Source organism: Kocuria sp. ZOR0020, assembly GCF_000800955.1.
Taxonomy (GTDB): Bacteria; Actinomycetota; Actinomycetes; order Actinomycetales; family Micrococcaceae; genus Kocuria; species Kocuria subflava.
This window is the reverse complement of sequence record NZ_JROX01000100.1, coordinates 1-16420: the sequence shown is the minus strand read 5'-3', so window position 1 is coordinate 16420 and position 16420 is coordinate 1. Positions and strand designations below refer to the sequence as shown.

The window sequence follows — 16420 nt, the reverse complement described above, 5'->3', positions numbered from 1 at the left end:
CCACCCGCGCAGGTGCCCAGGCCCTGATCGAGGCCGGGGCGGATGCCATCAAGGTGGGTGTGGGTCCGGGCTCCATCTGCACCACCCGCGTGATCGCCGGTGTGGGTGTTCCCCAGGTGACCGCCATCAACGAATCCGCCAAGGCAGCCATCCCCGCAGGGATTCCCCTGATTGCTGACGGCGGCCTCCAGCACTCCGGTGACATCGGCAAGGCCCTGGTGGCCGGAGCCGACTCGGTGATGGTGGGGTCCCTGTTAGCCGGCACCGATGAATCCCCTGGGGATCTGATTTTTGTGCAGGGCAAGCAGTTCAAGGCCTACCGCGGCATGGGTTCCCTGGGGGCCATGCAGACCCGCGCCGGGAACACCTCCTTCTCCAAGGACCGCTACTTCCAGGCAGATGTCTCCTCTGACGAGAAACTGATCCCGGAAGGCATTGAGGGCCAGGTGCCCTACCGCGGCCCGCTGGCCTCCGTGCTGCACCAGCTGGACGGTGGCCTGCGGCAGACCATGTTCTACACCGGTGCCTCTGACATCTCTGAGCTCAAGCACAAGGGGCAGTTTGTCCGGATCACACCGGCAGGGCTGAAGGAATCCCACCCGCATGACATCTCCATGACAGTGGAAGCCCCCAACTACCGGCGCTGAACCGCACGAGTCACATCAAGGCCCAGACCACCGGGTGCAAGCCCGTACCGAACTGATCAGGACGCAGACCATTGAACATGAATCTGGACATTGAGATCGGCCGCTCCAAGCGCGCCCGCCGGACCTTCTCCCTGGACGAGGTGGCACTGGTGCCCTCCCGGCGCACTCGGGACCCGCGTGAGGTCTCCACTGCGTGGAAGATCGACGCCTACTCCTTTGACACCCCGTTCATCGGTGCGCCCATGGACTCGGTGACCTCACCTGCCACCGCGATCGCCATGGGCAAGTTGGGTGTCCTGGGAGTGCTCAACCTGGAAGGTTTGTGGACCCGTTACGAGCACCCCCAGCCGCTGCTGAACGAGATCGCGGATCTGCCCGGCGACGACGTCTCTGCAGCCACCCGCCGCATGCAGGAGATCTACGCCGAACCCATCCAGCCCGAACTCATCACCGAACGCCTGCGGGAAATCCGTGAGGCCGGTGTGATCGTGGCCGGTGCTCTCACCCCGCAGCGCACCCAGGAGCACTACCGCACCGTGCTGGAAGCCGGCGTGGACCTGTTTGTGATCCGGGGGACCACGGTGTCTGCCGAGCACGTCTCCGAGGCCCAGGAGCCGCTGGATCTCAAGAAGTTCATCTATGACCTGGACGTTCCCGTGATCGTGGGAGGTGCCGCCGGGTACACCCCTGCACTGCACCTGATGCGCACCGGTGCAGCCGGTGTCCTGGTGGGCCTGGGTGGCGGAGCCGCTGCCCGTACCGAGCACGTCCTGGGCATCCACGCCGCCGGTGCCTCCGCGATTTCCGACGTCGCTGCCGCCCGCCGGGACTATCTGGATGAATCCGGTGGCCGATACGTCCACGTGATTGCCGACGGCGGTTTGGGCACCTCCGGTTCGATCGTCAAGGCGCTGGCCATGGGCGCTGATTCCGTCATGCTGGGCACCGCCCTGGCACGGGCGGAAGAGGCTCCGGGGCAGGGCTACCACTGGGGTGCTGAGGCCCACCACGCGGAGCTACCGCGCGGGGCCCGGACCCACGTGGGGTCCGTGGCACCGCTGGAACAGTTGTTGCGTGGGCCCTCCTACCACGTGGACGGGACCTCCAACCTGGTGGGCTCACTGCGTGGTGCCATGGCCACCACCGGGTACACCGATCTGAAGTCCTTCCAGCGTTCGGAGGTCGTGGTCCGCGGCTGAGCCGCCCGGATCTGGATTGGATGACCCCCGGATGCGATCACTAGACTGACACGGTGTTCCGGACAGCTCTCAGACCCAAGTCATTGATCGTTCTGGCGGTCTGTCTGAGCATCGCCACCGTGTTTGTGCTGCTCAGTCGCTGGCAGCTGAGCTCCAGCGAGGAGGGCCGCACGGTCTTCGACCCCGCCAAGGAGACGGTACAACCGCTGGTCAACGCCATTCCGGCCGGGGAACCTGCACTGGCCTCATTCGCGGACCAAGCCGTGGAGGCCGAAGGCTCCTACCGGGAGGACTCCACAGTTCTGGTCGACGGCCGGATCCAGAACGGCCAGACCGGATGGTGGGTGGTGGATGCACTGACCGTCACGGATTCGGCCGGGCAATGGTCGGATGCGGGTCAGGACATGGTCATCCCCGTGGTGCGCGGCTGGATTTCCGAGCCGGAGGCGGCCCAGGAGATTCACGTCCCGTCAGGCGACGTCGTGGTGGTGGGGCGATTCCTGCCACCCGAGGCGCCGCTGTCCACCGAGGACCAGGACCCGGGCGTGTACCGCAGTTTGTCCCCGGCGCAACTGACCAACGTGTGGGATGCTCCCGTCTACTCCGGATTCGTCACAGCAGAAGCCGAGTCCACGGCGGCTGACGGCCCCCAGATCAACGACGACGGCACCCTGCCCCAGGACGGTGAACTGCTCAGCTCAGGACTCCAGGTGGTCCAGGTGGACCAGCAGCCCACGGACACCTCCGTGAACTGGCTGAACCTGTTCTACGCCGTGGAATGGATCGTTTTTGCAGCGTTCGCCCTGTGGATCTGGTACCGCTCCGTGGCCGATGACCACAAGCGCCAAACCGACCCCGAGGACTGGTTTGTCCTGGGCGGGGAAGAAACTCCGTACTACTGGGATGAGCAGACCGGGCGTTACTACTACTACGACCCCGTTGCGCAGGCCTACTACTTCTTTGACGACCAAGAACCGGCTGAGTCCGGTGCCGGCCGCCCGGAGACGAACAGAAAGTGACACCACGCCATGACTCAGCCAACTGACCGCGCGGGTTCGCCCACCGACTCCGCTGCCGCGCGCCCACAGGAACGCCCTGACGGAGTACGGGTGCCGGTGCCGGCAGGCGCTGACCCCAACAAGGCGTCGCGCCCCGGCGGCCCCGATTCGGCTGCCATTCGTACCAGACGCCGCTTTGGCGGAACCGAGTCCCAGATCCGCGGTGCGCTGTGGTTCTACATGGTCTGTGCTTGGGTCTCAGGTACGTTCCTGCTGCTGCTGGTGGCGGAGATGATCACCCGCTACGGCTTTGGGTATGACCTCATCGCCGGGGGCACCTGGGCGGCCACGGGTGAGTCGAACGTGTTGGGCATGCGCAACAACGAGTTGATGAGCATTGAGGGCGGGGTGAACATCTCCACCTGGATCCTGATCATTCACGGTTGGTTCTACGTGGTGTACCTGTTCTCCTGCTTCCGGATCTGGCTGATGATGCGTTGGCCGTTCCCGCAGCTGATCGTCATGGCGTTGGGCGGTGTGGTGCCCTTCCTGTCCTTCTTTGTGGAACGCAAGATCCACCGCACCACCACGGCAGAGCTCGCTGCCAACCCCAAGGCCGCCAAGCGCTACTGAATCGGCAGAAGTGCGGGGGCGGATTGACCTAGAATGACGGCCGTGACCTCGCACTCAACTGAACCGGCCCACCCATCCGCAGCAACTTCTCCGGACGGCCTCCAGCAGGGGCCCGTGCTCGTCGTGGACTACGGCGCCCAGTACGCCCAGCTGATTGCCCGGCGTGTCCGGGAGGCTGACGTGTATTCGGAGATCGTTCCGCACACGCTGAGCACCCAGGAGATCCTGGCCAAGAACCCCTCGGTACTGATCCTCTCCGGCGGTCCCTCCTCCGTGTGGGCCGAAGGCGCTCCACAGTGCGACGCCGCCTTGTTCCAGGCCGGTGTGCCCGTGTTCGGCATCTGCTACGGGTTTCAGGTCATGGCCCAGGCACTCGGTGGAACGGTGGCCAAGACTGGGGCACGCGAATACGGCTCCACGGACGTTGCCGTGGACGTCACGGACGGGGCCGAACCGTCGTCGATCCTGGAAGGGACTCCCGCCACCCAGGTGGCGTGGATGAGTCACGGGGATTCGGTGACTCAGGCACCCGAGGGCTTCACGGTGCTGGCCTCCACTCCCGGTGCACCCGTGGCGGCGTTCGCGGACGAGTCCCGGAAGTTGGCCGGTGTGCAGTGGCATCCGGAGGTCCGCCACTCCCAGTACGGCCAGCAGGTGCTGCGCAACTTCCTGTTCCAGATCGCTGGGCTGAAGCCCACCTGGTCCACGGAAAACATCATTGAGCGTGAAGTCACCAAGATCCGCGAGCAGGTGGGGGAGGGGCGAGCCATCTGCGGCCTCTCCGGTGGTGTGGACTCAGCCGTGGCGGCAGCACTGGTGCAGCGAGCCATCGGGGACCGCCTGACCTGTGTTCTGGTGGACCACGGTCTGATGCGCCAGGATGAGGTTGAACAGGTGGAACAGGACTACGTGGCCGCCACCGGTGTGAACCTCCACATCGCCAGGGAGGCGGACCGCTTCCTGAGTGCCTTGGCCGGTGTCACGGACCCGGAAACCAAGCGCAAGATCATTGGCCGTGAGTTCATCCGTGCCTTTGAAGCCGCTGAGGCTCAGGTGCTGCTGGATGCCAAGGCCGACGGCGCCAAGGTGGGTTACCTGGTGCAGGGAACCCTGTACCCGGACATCGTGGAATCCGGTGGTGGTGAGGGTGCTGCCACCATCAAGTCCCATCACAACGTGGGTGGTCTGCCGGAGGACCTGGAGTTCGAACTGGTGGAGCCGCTGCGCGAACTGTTCAAGGACGAGGTCCGTGAGGTGGGCCGTCAACTTGGCCTGCCGGAAACCATTGTGGGCCGGCAGCCGTTCCCGGGACCGGGACTTGGCATCCGCATCATCGGAGAGGTCACCGAACACCGCCTGGACATTCTGCGCCGGGCCGATGCCATCGCCCGCGCCGAACTGACCGCGGCCGGTCTGGACGACCAGGTGTGGCAGATGCCGGTGGTCCTGTTGGCAGACGTCCACTCGGTGGGCGTCCAGGGGGATGGCCGCACCTACGGTCACCCGATCGTGCTGCGCCCGGTCTCCAGTGAGGACGCCATGACGGCCGACTGGTCCCGTTTGCCCAGCGATCTGCTGGCCCGGATCTCCAATCGGATCACCAATGAGGTGGAGGAGATCAACCGAGTTGTGCTGGACGTGACGTCCAAGCCGCCCGGAACCATCGAATGGGAGTGACGCGGTAACCCCACCCGCCAAACGTCTCACGAGCTTGAATTCGTCAGGAGAAGCATTGTCCCCCTCGTCCACCACGCCCACCACCCAGGGCACCGTCTCTCTGCACGCCTGGACCCGTCAGATGGACGCCTACACGGGCCCGGACACGTTGCTGGACTTCAACCAGGTGGACAACGTCTGCATTGACCTCACGGAGGCCAACTCCTCCGGTCAGGCGCAGCTTCTGATGAGCCGACCCACCCGGCTGTCCACCATCCTCAGGGAACCACACGAGTTCTCCCGCGCCGCCACGGCGGCTCAGGCCTTGCGCACCAAGGTGCACGAGCTCTCCACCCAGCACGGCCTGGATGCGGCCTACCTGGCGGCGGGGACGGCGTCGTGGTTGTACCAGGGGCCCGCGGGCAAGGGGCCCAAGGGGTCGGCCGCGGGGGCGGGGCAGTTGAGCGCGGAGAAGCGGTTCATCGCACCCGTGCTTCTGGCCCCGATCACCATCAAGCCGCGTGCGGATCACGGTGACTTCGACCTCCAACTGGTGGGTCCGGCCCGGATGAACCCCGCCCTGGTACGGCGGTTGCTGGCCGATCACAATGTTGACCTCAGCACCGGTGAACTCGCCCGGTTGGCCTACGGAACCCGCCGCCTGGATCCAGCGCCCGTCCTGGAAACCTTGCGCGCGGTGGCCGCCGGGGTGCCGGGCATGCACGTTGAACACTGTCTGCTGGTCTCCACTTTTGCCGATGTGCATGATCGGCCCTCGGATGACCGCGTGCCTGCACGCACGCCGTTGGTCCGGGACCTGTCTCAGCTGAAGGAACCGGGTTCCCAGGTACCCCGGGTTCAGCCGATCCACTCCACGGCAGCCCCCCTGGACCACCGGGACCCCGACGACGAACTGCTGTTGCTGGATGCGGATTCCTCCCAGCAGGACGTGGTGGATCTGGCCACCGAGGGGCATTCTTTTGTGGTCAAGGCGGCACCGGGCACCGGGCAGATCGCCACGGCTGTGAACACCGTCGGTGCGTTGGTGGCTCGTGGACGCTCGGTGTTGGTGCTGGCCGAACGCCGCTCCACCCTGGCGGATTTCCACCGCGGGTTCGAGATGCTGGGCTTGAGCTCCACCGTGCTGAAGTTGGGATCACACCTGACCGGTGAGGACGTCGCCCAGCAGCTGATTGCCGCCATCACCCGCAATGAACGCGCCGATGAACCGGACCTTGCTGCCTTGCACGAGCAGCTGCGCTCCACCCGCGCAAAATTGGCCGGACACATGCAGTCCCTGCACTCCCACCGCACCCGGTGGGGTGCCTCCCCGTATCAGGCCATGCAGGCTCTTGCTGATCTGACCTCCCGCCCGGACGGGCCGCGCACCAAGGTCCGGTTCTCCCGTGGGGTGCTGGATGCCTCCGCCCACCGCCAGGAAATCACGCGGCAGTTGGAGCGGGCTGCCGAGCTCGGGGCTTTTGAGGCCTCCACACTGGAGGGCCCGTGGGAGGGTGCGCGCCTGATCAACGAGGACGAGACACGCCAGGCCCGCCACCTGGCGCAATCTCTGTTGTTGGAGCTCACCACGTTGGAGACCGGCATGCGCAAGGTGCTGGCCGTCTCCGATCTGCCGGCAGCGGCAACGGTACCCGAGTGGGGTCAGCAGTTGCGGCTGCTCCAGGAGGTCGGGGACTCGCTCAAGCGCTTCACGCCAGACATCTTTGACCGCCCGGTGACCGATCTGATTGCCGCCACGGCAGGGTCTTCCTGGCGCAAGGATCATGCCATCGCCATGTCCGGTCTGCAGCGTTCCCGTCTGCGCAAGGCCGCCAAGGAATACATCCGCCCCGGCGTTCACCTGCCGGACCTCCACTCGGCGTTGGTCAAGGTCCAGTCCGAACGCGACCGATGGCGTTCCTGGTCCTCCACGTTGGAACAGCCCAGCGTGTCAGAAGAGATCGATGAGATCGCAGCCGTCCATGCCCGGTTCATGCAGGACCTGGAGGGCCTGGCGGTGGCTCTGGACGGCTCGGAGACCGGCCGGGGTCTAATGGACCGGGACGCCACGGTGTTGCGTGAAGTCCTCAACGACCTGATCGACGACGAAGACAACCTGGCCACCATCCCCGAACGCATCCTTCTGCTGGAGGGGCTGCGGGACCGGGGCTTGGGTGAGTTCATTGAAAACCTCATCAAGCATCGGACGCCCAAGGACAAGGTGTCCCAGGAGTTCGACCTCGCCTGGTGGCAGTCGATCCTGGAGGCCATGATCACCGGTGACGACTTCCTGCCCATGACCGATGGCCCCTCCCTGCGGGTGGCCGAGCAGCAGTTCCGACGTGCGGACTGGGCACACATTTCCTCCGGGCCGTCCCGGTTGGAGTGGTCCCTGGCGCAACGCTGGCACACCACCGTGAGCGAGAACCCGGAAGCAGCCGGGCAGCTGCGGGACATGCTGCGGGTGGGGTCAGCCCCCCTGCACCAATTGCTGCGAGCGTGTGAACCGCTGGTGGGCTCGCTGGTGCCGGTGTGGACGGCCAGCCCTCTGGTGCTCTCCGCGGCCCTTCCGGAGGACGTGGACGTGGATGCCGTTGTGGTCCTGGACGGTGAGTCCTCCCCGCTGGCCTCCGTGTTGCCTGCAGTCACTCGAGCCAACCAGGTGGTGGTTTTCGGTGACCCGGCCCTGGGCGTTCCCCAGCCGTTCACGGTGGCGCCCATGACTTCTGCCCAGCGCCCCGCGCCGGCGGAGATCGACTCAGCCTACGATGCCTTGGCCCGTGTGGTGCCCGAGCGGGTGCTGAGCACCATGTACCGGGACATGGACGCTGAGTTGTTCACCCAGTTGAATCAGGATTTCTATGACTCCCAACTCACTCGGATGCCCACTGCGGATGCGGTCATCGGGGGCAGGCCCATGCTCCAGGTGGAGTACGTGGAGGACGGCACGGGGGTGGAGACCGCCGGACGTGAAGGTGTTCAGTCGCCCAACGCGGAGGTTCGCCGGGTGGTGCAGCTGATTCTGCGCCATGCCACTCAGACTCCCAAGCGCTCTTTGGCCGTGGTGACCCCCAGCGCCACGCATGCCAACCGAGTGGCGCAGGGACTGCGCGCCGTGTTGGCGCAACGTCCGGAGGTGGCCGAGTTCTTCAAGGCCGGCAATGAGCCTTTCCGCGTGGTGGATCTGCACCGGGCCGTGGGGCTTCAGCGTGACACCATCATCTTCAGCCTGGGATTTGGTGCCACGCAGGACGGTGTGGTCGCCCCGTATTTCGGTGAGCTCTCCGAGCGTCACGGACGGCAGAACTTTGTGCTGGGGCTGACCCGGGCGCGCCACCAGACCTTGGTGGTCTCCTCCATCCGCCCCCAGGACGTTGAACAGCACACGCTGCAACATGGAGCACGTGACTTCCACCGGCTGCTGGAGCGGCTGGAGGAGGCCGGAAACGTCCGCGAGGCCGTGGAGCTGGCTCCGTTGGTGCCGCAAGAGGACCCCGATCCGCACAACGACCCCGATCCGCACAACGACCCCGACGACGACGCTGCAGGGACCGATGGACCTGAGACCTCCTCCGGTGAGGAGACTCTCAAGCGTCCGGTGCTCTCCCTGGTGCGCGATGACGCCTCCGATGAACCCACCATCAGCCGAGAAACTCGATCGGCGGATGACTCCGAGCCTCAGTCCTCTGACACCGAAACCCCTGACGGTGCGGATGGCCCAGAGGCGCTGCAGGCCGCTGATCCGCAGCCGCGAGCTGTGGTGCACGATCCCATGGACCTGGCAGATGCTGCCGTGCACGAGGACGCCCTGGTCCAAGACCTGTCACGCCGCCTGGTGCAGCGCGGAGCCGTGGTGCGCCATCACTTCCAGGACATGATCGATCTGATCGCATGGTCCGAATCCGCCGAGTCCATGTCTGCCGGGGCGGTGGTCAGTGGGCGTCGTCGGGAAGAAGGGCAACCGCTGCGCATTCCCGTGGCCGTTGAATCGGATGGCTCCGAGCACTCCGCCCGGATGTCCGTTCGGGAGCGTGCCCGACTGCGCCCGCAAAGTTTGGAACGGGCCGGCTGGAACTACCTGACGCTGTGGACCATCGAGGTGTTCACGGACCCGGACACCGTGGCAGAGCTGATCCGGCGCTACTTGGGTTTGTCCGGGGCCCGGCAGAGCCAGTCGGCGGGATCGGAGCACAGCACCTCGTGACTCAGGGGCCACGATCCAGGCCGGCGCGCGGCACACGGCGTGCCTCCGGCGGTTCAACCTCGCCCAGATCCACCGGCAGCGGTGGTTCCGGGGATCGCGCTCCGAGCACGGGAACTGACCGGGAACCGCGGTGGGCCGGGTTGGGAGAGCAGACAACCGATCCGGAGGGCGCTCAGGACCTGGAGGCGGGAACCGATGCCCGCGATCAATGGATCAGGGCGCAGCGGCCTCCCCACTGGGGTTGAGGGCCACCAGAACGGGAACAAGCTCCTTGGTGTCACTGGCAGCGATCGCCTGAGCCGTGGGGGAGTCTGCCCCGACCACCAGAAGGTCCTGTTCCGATCCGCCTGCAGATGACAGGAATCCCGTGCTGGGTTCCACGGGGTCGGCCACCCAGAGCACGGTGACGTCACGAGCCACCACGCTGCGATTGGCGTCGGCCTCCGGGGAGCTCGAGGGGCTGGGTTCGGGCTGATCCACGGAGTTGGTGGTGGACCGGTGCACCAGGTCCACGCGTTGGCCTGGTCGAAGATGAGTAAGCGCGCCGGGGTCGGCCACCCGGACAGTCACGGCCGTGGTTCCCTCAGGCTGGCCTGCCAGCAGGTCAGGGCCCACCACACTGGCAACCGTCAGTGGCTGGCCTTCAACCACTGCGGTGGACAACGTGCGCCCCACCCAGTCCTCCACCCGATCCGAGGATGCTGGAGGACTGATCACCTCCGCTGAGCCGTCCACGGCAGAAGCCTGTGAGGTGGAGGATGTGTTCTCCGTGTTGCCTGCGGGAACCAGATCCACCGGGTACTGAGCCACCGTCAGATCACCGGATGCCAGCACCGTGCCTGCTCCCAGGGACTTGGCGGCCACCACCACGGGCACGGTGTCACGATCCCCGGGACTCAACACCAGGATGATCAGGGCTGCGGCAAGGCTCAACAGGGCTGCAGCCACCAGGCGGCGTTTGCGGGAGATGGCGGTGCGCAGCTGCAAGGCCAGGGGATACGTGGGCCGCGACTTTCGTGTTCTGCGTGATGAGGTGGTCCTTGTGGTGCGCATGTCAGCACGGTAAGGATCACCGGTTGATCACATCAGTGGGGCACCGCAATATGTGGATGCAGGTGGGCCGTTCCGCACCGGCCATGGGACTTGTGGAGTCGCCAGGGCTGGACTCAGGCGCCGGATGAACCAGACGTGCTGGTGGTCCGGGAGCCACTGGAAGAGCTGGAGGACCCCGATGACGATGACGAATCGGAGGAGCCGGAGGACCCACTGCCGCTGCCTGATCCACTGCTGCCAGAACTGCCCGAGCCGTTGGAACTGCCAGAGCCATTGGAACCACCGGAGCCATCGGACTTTGCCGAGCCATTGGAATGACCGGAGTTGCCAGACGCGCTAAAGGTGTTCTTGCCGGAGTCTCGGGAGTCATTGCGGTAGAAACCGGATCCCTTGAACACCACACCCACCGAGTTGAACTGCTTACGCACCTCACCGCCGCATTCAGGGCAGACCTTCACGGCGGGATCTGAGAAGGACTGACGCAGATCGAACTGGTGGTTACAGTCCTTGCACTTGTAGGCGTAAACGGGCACGGAGAACTCCTGGTGTGTTCTGTGGAATGGCGCGAATGGTCCCGCGCCCGGGCCTCCGGGAACACCGGAGCGGGCTGGAGGTCGGCTCAAGATTCTACGCGCTCAGATCCCGGACTCCGCGTTCGGTGAGCACCATCGGAATGCGTGCGTCCCACGGGTCAGCGGGTACTGCCCCGGTAGGCAGGACCTCCTGGTGGAACACGCAGGCCACTTGGGCCGCGGGAGGGACGCAATCGCGGTTCGCCTCAGCCAAGCCATTGAGGTCAGCCAAGAAAATGTCGTAATACCCACCACCCATCCCCAGCCGTACACCGTCGTCGTCGATGGCCATGGCAGGGACCAGAACCAGTGCGGGACGCTGCGGGGCGGGCAATGCAGGCCCAACGGGTTGCATGAGCCCGCCGGGACCGGTGGGGCGGAACCGGGTCTGAGGGGACCAGCGGACCCACAGCAGTTGCCGTTCGGGCTGGACCACGGGCAACCAGACCTGACGGGTGAGCTGAAGTTTCTCCAGGGCCGGGCGCAGGGGTGGTTCCTGTTCCGTGGGCAGGTATGCCAGGACCGGGCCCACTGGAAGCTCCTGGCACAGCTGGTCCAACCCACTGCGAAAACCGGCAGCTGCCTGGGAACGGAAGGGCTGCGTGAGGCCTTGGCGCTGCCTTCGGATGGTGCGGCGCAAGTTCTTCTTGGCTTCGTGTCGGTCAAGATGTTGGTTCATGAACAAGATCTCCCGGCTGGGTTCGTCCACAGTGTGGGTGACGTGGTGCGCTCTCACATGCGTCGCGGCTCACTCGAGTGCATGTATCGGGCTAGGTGGACGTGACTCGGTGGCCCGCTCGCACACAGTTCCCAGAGTGGTTTTGTAGGCCGTCCCGTGGTGATGGAGATTCAGCACACCCTCGGTTAAGTGGTGCATGTCAGATATTCTCAGCCCCATGACCCAAGAAAACGTGAAGCACCCCGTCCGGAAGGCCGTTCTGCCCGCTGCAGGGCTCGGCACTCGTTTCCTGCCCGCCACCAAGGCCACTCCCAAGGAGATGCTGCCCGTGGTGGACCGCCCCGCCATTCAGTACGTGGTGCAGGAAGCCGTGGACGCAGGTCTGGATGACCTGCTGGTGATCACGGGCCGCTCCAAGCGTGCTCTGGAAGACCACTTCGACCGGATCCCCTCCCTGGAGGATCAGCTGGAGGCCTCCGGCAAGACCAAGCTGCTGGAAGCTGTTCAGCATGCCTCTGACCTGGGGGATCTGCACTACCTGCGGCAAGGTGATCCCAAGGGCCTGGGCCACGCCGTGCTGCGCGCCAAGACCCACGTGGGTCAGGAGCCGTTTGCCGTCCTGCTCGGTGACGACCTGATTGACGAGAAGGAGACCCTGCTCTCCGACATGATCAAGGTGCAGGAGACCACGGGGGCCACCGTGATCGCCCTGATGGAGGTTCCGCAGGAGGCCATCAGCGCCTACGGCTGTGCCGACGTCTCCGTGGTGGAGGGCCAGGACTACGTCAAGGTCAACCGCCTGGTGGAAAAGCCCAGGCCGGAAGAGGCCCCGTCCAACCTGGCGATCATTGGCCGTTACGTGTTGCACCCGGACGTCTTTGAGGTCCTGGAGCACACCGAGCCCGGCGCCGGTGACGAGATTCAGTTGACGGATGCCCTGCAGGAACTGGCCGGCCGTGAGGGCGAAGGCGGCGGCGTGTACGGCGTCGTCTTCCGTGGCCGCCGTTATGACACCGGTGACAAGCTCTCCTACATCAAGGCGAACATCACCATTGCCTCCGAGCGTGAGGACCTGGGTCCGGAGCTGCGTGAGTGGCTGGTGGAGTTCGTGGAGGGACTCGACGCCAAGTGACCGCGGGGGCCCATTGGCCCGTGAGCTTGTCCTGGGGAGACCTGCTGCTGCGGCCCATGCGCATGAGTGACCGCGCTGAATGGGATGCAGTGCGGTGGCACAACCGGGAGTGGCTGGCACCGTGGGAAGCCTCCCAACCCGAACCGTCTGAACGACTGCCGTCGTTCAGGCGGTTCGTGCGTGATCAGAACCGTGATGCCCGCGCCGGTGGAAGTCTGCCGTGGGTCATCACGGAGCGTGACCCGCAGACCGGCCACCACGACTTGGTGGGGCAGCTGACGGTTTCCTCCATCATCCTGGGGGCATTTCGCTCCGCCTCCCTGGGCTACTGGGTGGATCATCGCCAGGCCGGACGGGGGATCACGCCCATGGCTGTGGCCATGGCAACCGACTTCTGCTTCCAGCACCGCAAACTGCACCGGATGCAGATCAACATCCGTCCGGAGAACACGGCTTCCTTGCGGGTGGTGGAGAAGCTGGGGTTCCGGGAGGAGGGCTACCACCGGAACTACCTGCACATTGCGGGGCAGTGGGCGGATCATCGAGCGTTCGCTCTGACCGCACCGGAGGTTCCGGGTGGCTTGGTGAGGAAGTTCACGGGTACGCAGACTGGCATCACGGTGCGCTGAGACCTCTGCCCAGACCTCCGTTTCGGCCCGTTTCAGGCCGCAGAGAGGGCTCGAACGGAGGTCTCGGCAGGTGGGTTCAAGAACTGACCGGACACACCTGGGATCTGGCATTACACGGGTGTGATTCTCCGATATTGTTGTACCCGATCCGGCGGCTCCAACGGCACAAGTCCATGTACTGGCCAGGGGCAGCTCGTGATCCACTTCCCGCCAACGCCGAGCATTCTCTGCACAACCAGTCCCGGGTACACCTGAGCCCGTGGCTGATGACCCCCAAGGAGTCAGGATATGGCCATCAGCGCGACCAAGAAGGTGGAGACCGCCTTCGAGGGCCTGAGCATCAAGTGGGATCGCACCATCATCTTCTTGTTGGGCTGCGCTGCTCTCTTCCTGGCCATCATCACGGGAATCTTGGCACCGCTGACCGTTGCGGTGACCTGGCCGTGGCCGGTGTTCCTGGTTCTGGTGGGAGCGGGGTCCATTGCGGCCCTGCGCTACCTGGCCGTGCAGGAACGCCGCGAGCGTGCTGCTGGAGTCACGGGAGGTACCGCAACGGGCAGCGTGGCCGAAGCCTCATCAGCCACCCGTGCCACTGTTTTCAACAACGAGGAACACATGGCACAGGAGTCTGTGCGCCGCGAACAGCAAGAGCGCGCAGATCTTGACCTGCCGGAGGACCAGGCTTTCCTGGATGACCTCCGGTTTGCCGAGGACTCCGGTCAGGGCAGCTACAGCTTGCCCGCAGCCGAACAGGCTCCGCAGGAGCTGCCCGAGCAACTGACGGATGCCGACCTTGAGGTGGCAGCGCCCACCAAGGTGGCGCGGGAGATCCCCACCCATGACGAGTTGGTGGCCGCCGCGCGTCAGGTGGCAGCCCAGTCCGCCAACCGGACGTGGGAGCCCACTCTGGTTCCCAAGCCCACCTACGCCCGCACGGCCGTGGCTCACCGTGAGGCACCCAAGGCTCTGGAAGTTCCCCAGGCCCCTGTTGCTGATCGCGGCCAGAGCCTGAAGGATGCTGCCAAGGCACCCGAGCCTGCTGCCAAGACCCCAGGCATCAATGTGGATGACGTCCTGAACCGTCGCCGCGCCTGATCCCCACCCAAAGGATTCTCATGACCCCGAACGTGCAGTTGGAGGTCGAGCGCAAGTACGAAGTGCCGGCCGGTGCGGAACTGGACTGGAGCACACTTCCTGTCCTCACCGTGGAGCCGGAGCAGGTACCGCGTGATCTCCACGCCGTCTACTTTGACACCCCGGGCAACCGCTTGGCGGCCTTCGGCATTGTTCTGCGACGCCGCAAGGGTGGGCCGGATGCCGGTTGGCACCTGAAGTACCGGGATCAGATGGGCAAGCACGAACTTCACGTGCCCATGCTGAAGACCTCTGACCGTCTGCCTGCGCAGATGAAGCAGTATGTTGCCGGGTTGTTGGCCGGGCAGGAGCTGGAGCCCCTGGCCACGGTGGTCAACAACCGTCAGGTGCTCAATGTGCAGCACCCGGATTTTGGCCACGTGGCAGAGATCTGCATTGACGACGTCGTGGCCACGGACGAGCGCGCCGGTCTCAAGCGTTCCTGGTCCGAGTACGAGGTCGAGCTGGTCAACGGCAGCGGTGCAGACGGTACCGCTGTGTTCGAGGAGCTGGAAACCGCGCTGTTCGCCGGCGGTCTCAAGCCCTCCGCCTCTGCAGCCAAGATCGCCCGTGCGATGGGTGCCGACGACGACGCTGCCGCGGTGACTGTCACGGATCTGAACGGCGATCCCGTGGGCGGATCCAAGGACGAGTCCAAGGCCGACAAGAAGAAGTCCAAGCAGAAAGCCGACGCCAAGAAAAAGGACGAGTCCAAGAAGAAGGGCAAGTCCAAGGGCAAGGACAAAGGCAAGTTCAACGACAAGGGTGCAACCCCTGCACAGGAGACCCCCGTAGACCCTGCTGCGGTGGAGCCGGAGCAGGTGGCCCCAGAGTCCGCTGAGGACCAGGTGTGGGTTCTGGTCAACACCTCCGTGGCGGGATTGCTCTACGCCGATTTCCTGCTGCGTATTGGCGATCCGGAGGGTGTGCACGCGGTGCGTGTGGCTACCCGCCGCCTGATTGCCGTGATCGAGGGAGTGGGCCAGGAACTGGCCGGTGAATCACACCCGGAGCTCTCAGAACAGTTGGCTGCCTTCAGTGACCAGCTCTCTGCTGCCCGGGATGCTGAGGTTGTGGTGGAACTGTTGCCGCAGCGTGCTGCCCTGGTGGGGGAGCAGGTCAGCAGTGCGGGTCTGGGGCAGCTCAATGCCTTGGCACAGTCCAACCGTGAGTCCACGCGAGCCGCGGCTGTCCGTCACCTCAACAGCAAGGCGCACATGCAGCTGCTGGCTGACCTTGCTACCTGGGCCGAGGGCATCGAATTGAACCCCAAGGCCCGGGAGATTTCCACCAAGAAGCTGGCCACGCGGGCCGTCAAGCGGTGGAGCCGGGCAGTGGCAGAAGCGGACCAGACCCTGCCCAGCTCGCAGGACGCCGCGCAGGAGACTGCTGCCGTGACGCAGGAGGGCCCCGCAGGAGAGGACAACCAGGCGGAGCACCCCGAGATCGAGCTGCCGGATGCCCAGATCAAGATCTCCCAGGCGGTGGATCTGGTGCACGCGCACCGCAAGGCCCTGCGCAATCTGCGCTACGGGCTGGATGGGTTGGCTGTCACCACCGGGTTGGTTCCCAAGAAGTCCTGGCGGGGTCTGCTGGACAACGCCGGGCAGATCCAGGCGGAGCTGTCACAGATGATGGATTCGGCCGTGATGGATGACTGGTTCGCCTTTGCCGCGCGCTCGCTGATCCGCACCGGCGGGGACCGCTACGTCGTGGGTCTGCTGCACGGACACGAACGTGCCCGGGTCCAGGATTACGAACGGCGTGCGCCCGAGCTGATTGACAGGCTACTGTCGGAAACGTCACCTGACGCTTGATCAACCACACTGAGGGAGCTCCCATGGCCGTCTTCGAATCCACCGAACGCCTCGAGTACCCACGTTG

Annotated in this window: 13 protein-coding genes; 10 read left to right on the top strand and 3 right to left on the bottom strand. The window is 65.2% G+C overall.

Annotated elements, in window-relative coordinates:
* The 6 genes from L979_RS06770 to L979_RS06745 form a co-directional block, all read left to right on the top strand.
* On the top strand, positions 1–647 hold a 647-nt coding region (locus tag L979_RS06770), incomplete at its 5' end, for an IMP dehydrogenase (protein ID WP_047690779.1).
* Between the two features lie 77 nt (positions 648–724).
* Complete coding sequence (locus L979_RS06765; RefSeq protein ID WP_047690776.1) at positions 725–1846, top strand: GuaB3 family IMP dehydrogenase-related protein; 1122 nt, start codon at positions 725–727, stop codon at positions 1844–1846.
* Between the two features lie 53 nt (positions 1847–1899).
* On the top strand, positions 1900–2865 hold the full coding sequence (locus L979_RS06760) for an SURF1 family protein (RefSeq protein ID WP_047690773.1): 966 nt from the start codon (positions 1900–1902) through the stop codon (positions 2863–2865).
* Between the two features lie 9 nt (positions 2866–2874).
* Positions 2875–3477, top strand: coding sequence for a DUF3817 domain-containing protein (locus L979_RS06755; protein WP_047690771.1), 603 nt, complete (start codon positions 2875–2877; stop codon positions 3475–3477).
* A gap of 33 nt (positions 3478–3510) precedes the next feature.
* Positions 3511–5154, top strand: a complete 1644-nt coding sequence (gene guaA / locus L979_RS06750) for a glutamine-hydrolyzing GMP synthase (RefSeq protein ID WP_052209616.1) — start codon at positions 3511–3513, stop codon at positions 5152–5154.
* A gap of 55 nt (positions 5155–5209) precedes the next feature.
* Positions 5210–9337: a hypothetical protein gene (locus L979_RS06745; protein ID WP_081993960.1), complete on the top strand. Its 4128-nt coding sequence runs from the start codon at positions 5210–5212 to the stop codon at positions 9335–9337.
* 213 nt (positions 9338–9550) lie between these two features.
* Here the strand turns inward: L979_RS06745 and L979_RS14545 are convergent, their stop codons facing one another.
* The 3 genes from L979_RS14545 to L979_RS14535 form a co-directional block, all read right to left on the bottom strand.
* Positions 9551–10390: an SAF domain-containing protein gene (locus tag L979_RS14545; RefSeq protein WP_081993958.1), complete on the bottom strand. Its 840-nt coding sequence runs from the start codon at positions 10388–10390 to the stop codon at positions 9551–9553.
* A 113-nt stretch (positions 10391–10503) separates the two neighbouring features.
* A complete protein-coding gene (locus L979_RS15015) occupies positions 10504–10923 on the bottom strand; it encodes an FmdB family zinc ribbon protein (protein ID WP_047690769.1) in 420 nt (139 codons plus the stop codon).
* A 94-nt stretch (positions 10924–11017) separates the two neighbouring features.
* Positions 11018–11641 carry a 5-formyltetrahydrofolate cyclo-ligase gene (locus L979_RS14535; RefSeq protein ID WP_156125460.1) on the bottom strand — a complete coding sequence of 208 codons (624 nt, stop codon included), beginning with the start codon at positions 11639–11641 and terminating at the stop codon, positions 11018–11020.
* A 217-nt stretch (positions 11642–11858) separates the two neighbouring features.
* Here L979_RS14535 and galU point away from each other — a divergent pair, with 217 nt between their 5' ends.
* The 4 genes from galU (at position 11859) to L979_RS06710 (ending at position 16353) form a co-directional block, all read left to right on the top strand.
* Entirely contained in the window at positions 11859–12773 is a 915-nt protein-coding gene (gene galU / locus L979_RS06725; protein ID WP_047690767.1) for a UTP--glucose-1-phosphate uridylyltransferase GalU, read from the top strand.
* Positions 12774–12793: 20 nt separating this feature from the next.
* Positions 12794–13402, top strand: coding sequence for a GNAT family N-acetyltransferase (locus tag L979_RS06720; RefSeq protein WP_255349597.1), 609 nt, complete (start codon positions 12794–12796; stop codon positions 13400–13402).
* A 288-nt stretch (positions 13403–13690) separates the two neighbouring features.
* Positions 13691–14497 (top strand): hypothetical protein, encoded by an 807-nt coding sequence (locus L979_RS06715; protein WP_052209611.1) that lies wholly within the window; start codon positions 13691–13693, stop codon positions 14495–14497.
* Positions 14498–14517: 20 nt separating this feature from the next.
* A complete protein-coding gene (locus L979_RS06710) occupies positions 14518–16353 on the top strand; it encodes a CYTH and CHAD domain-containing protein (protein ID WP_047690763.1) in 1836 nt (611 codons plus the stop codon).
* The last annotated feature ends 67 nt before the right edge of the window (positions 16354–16420 follow it).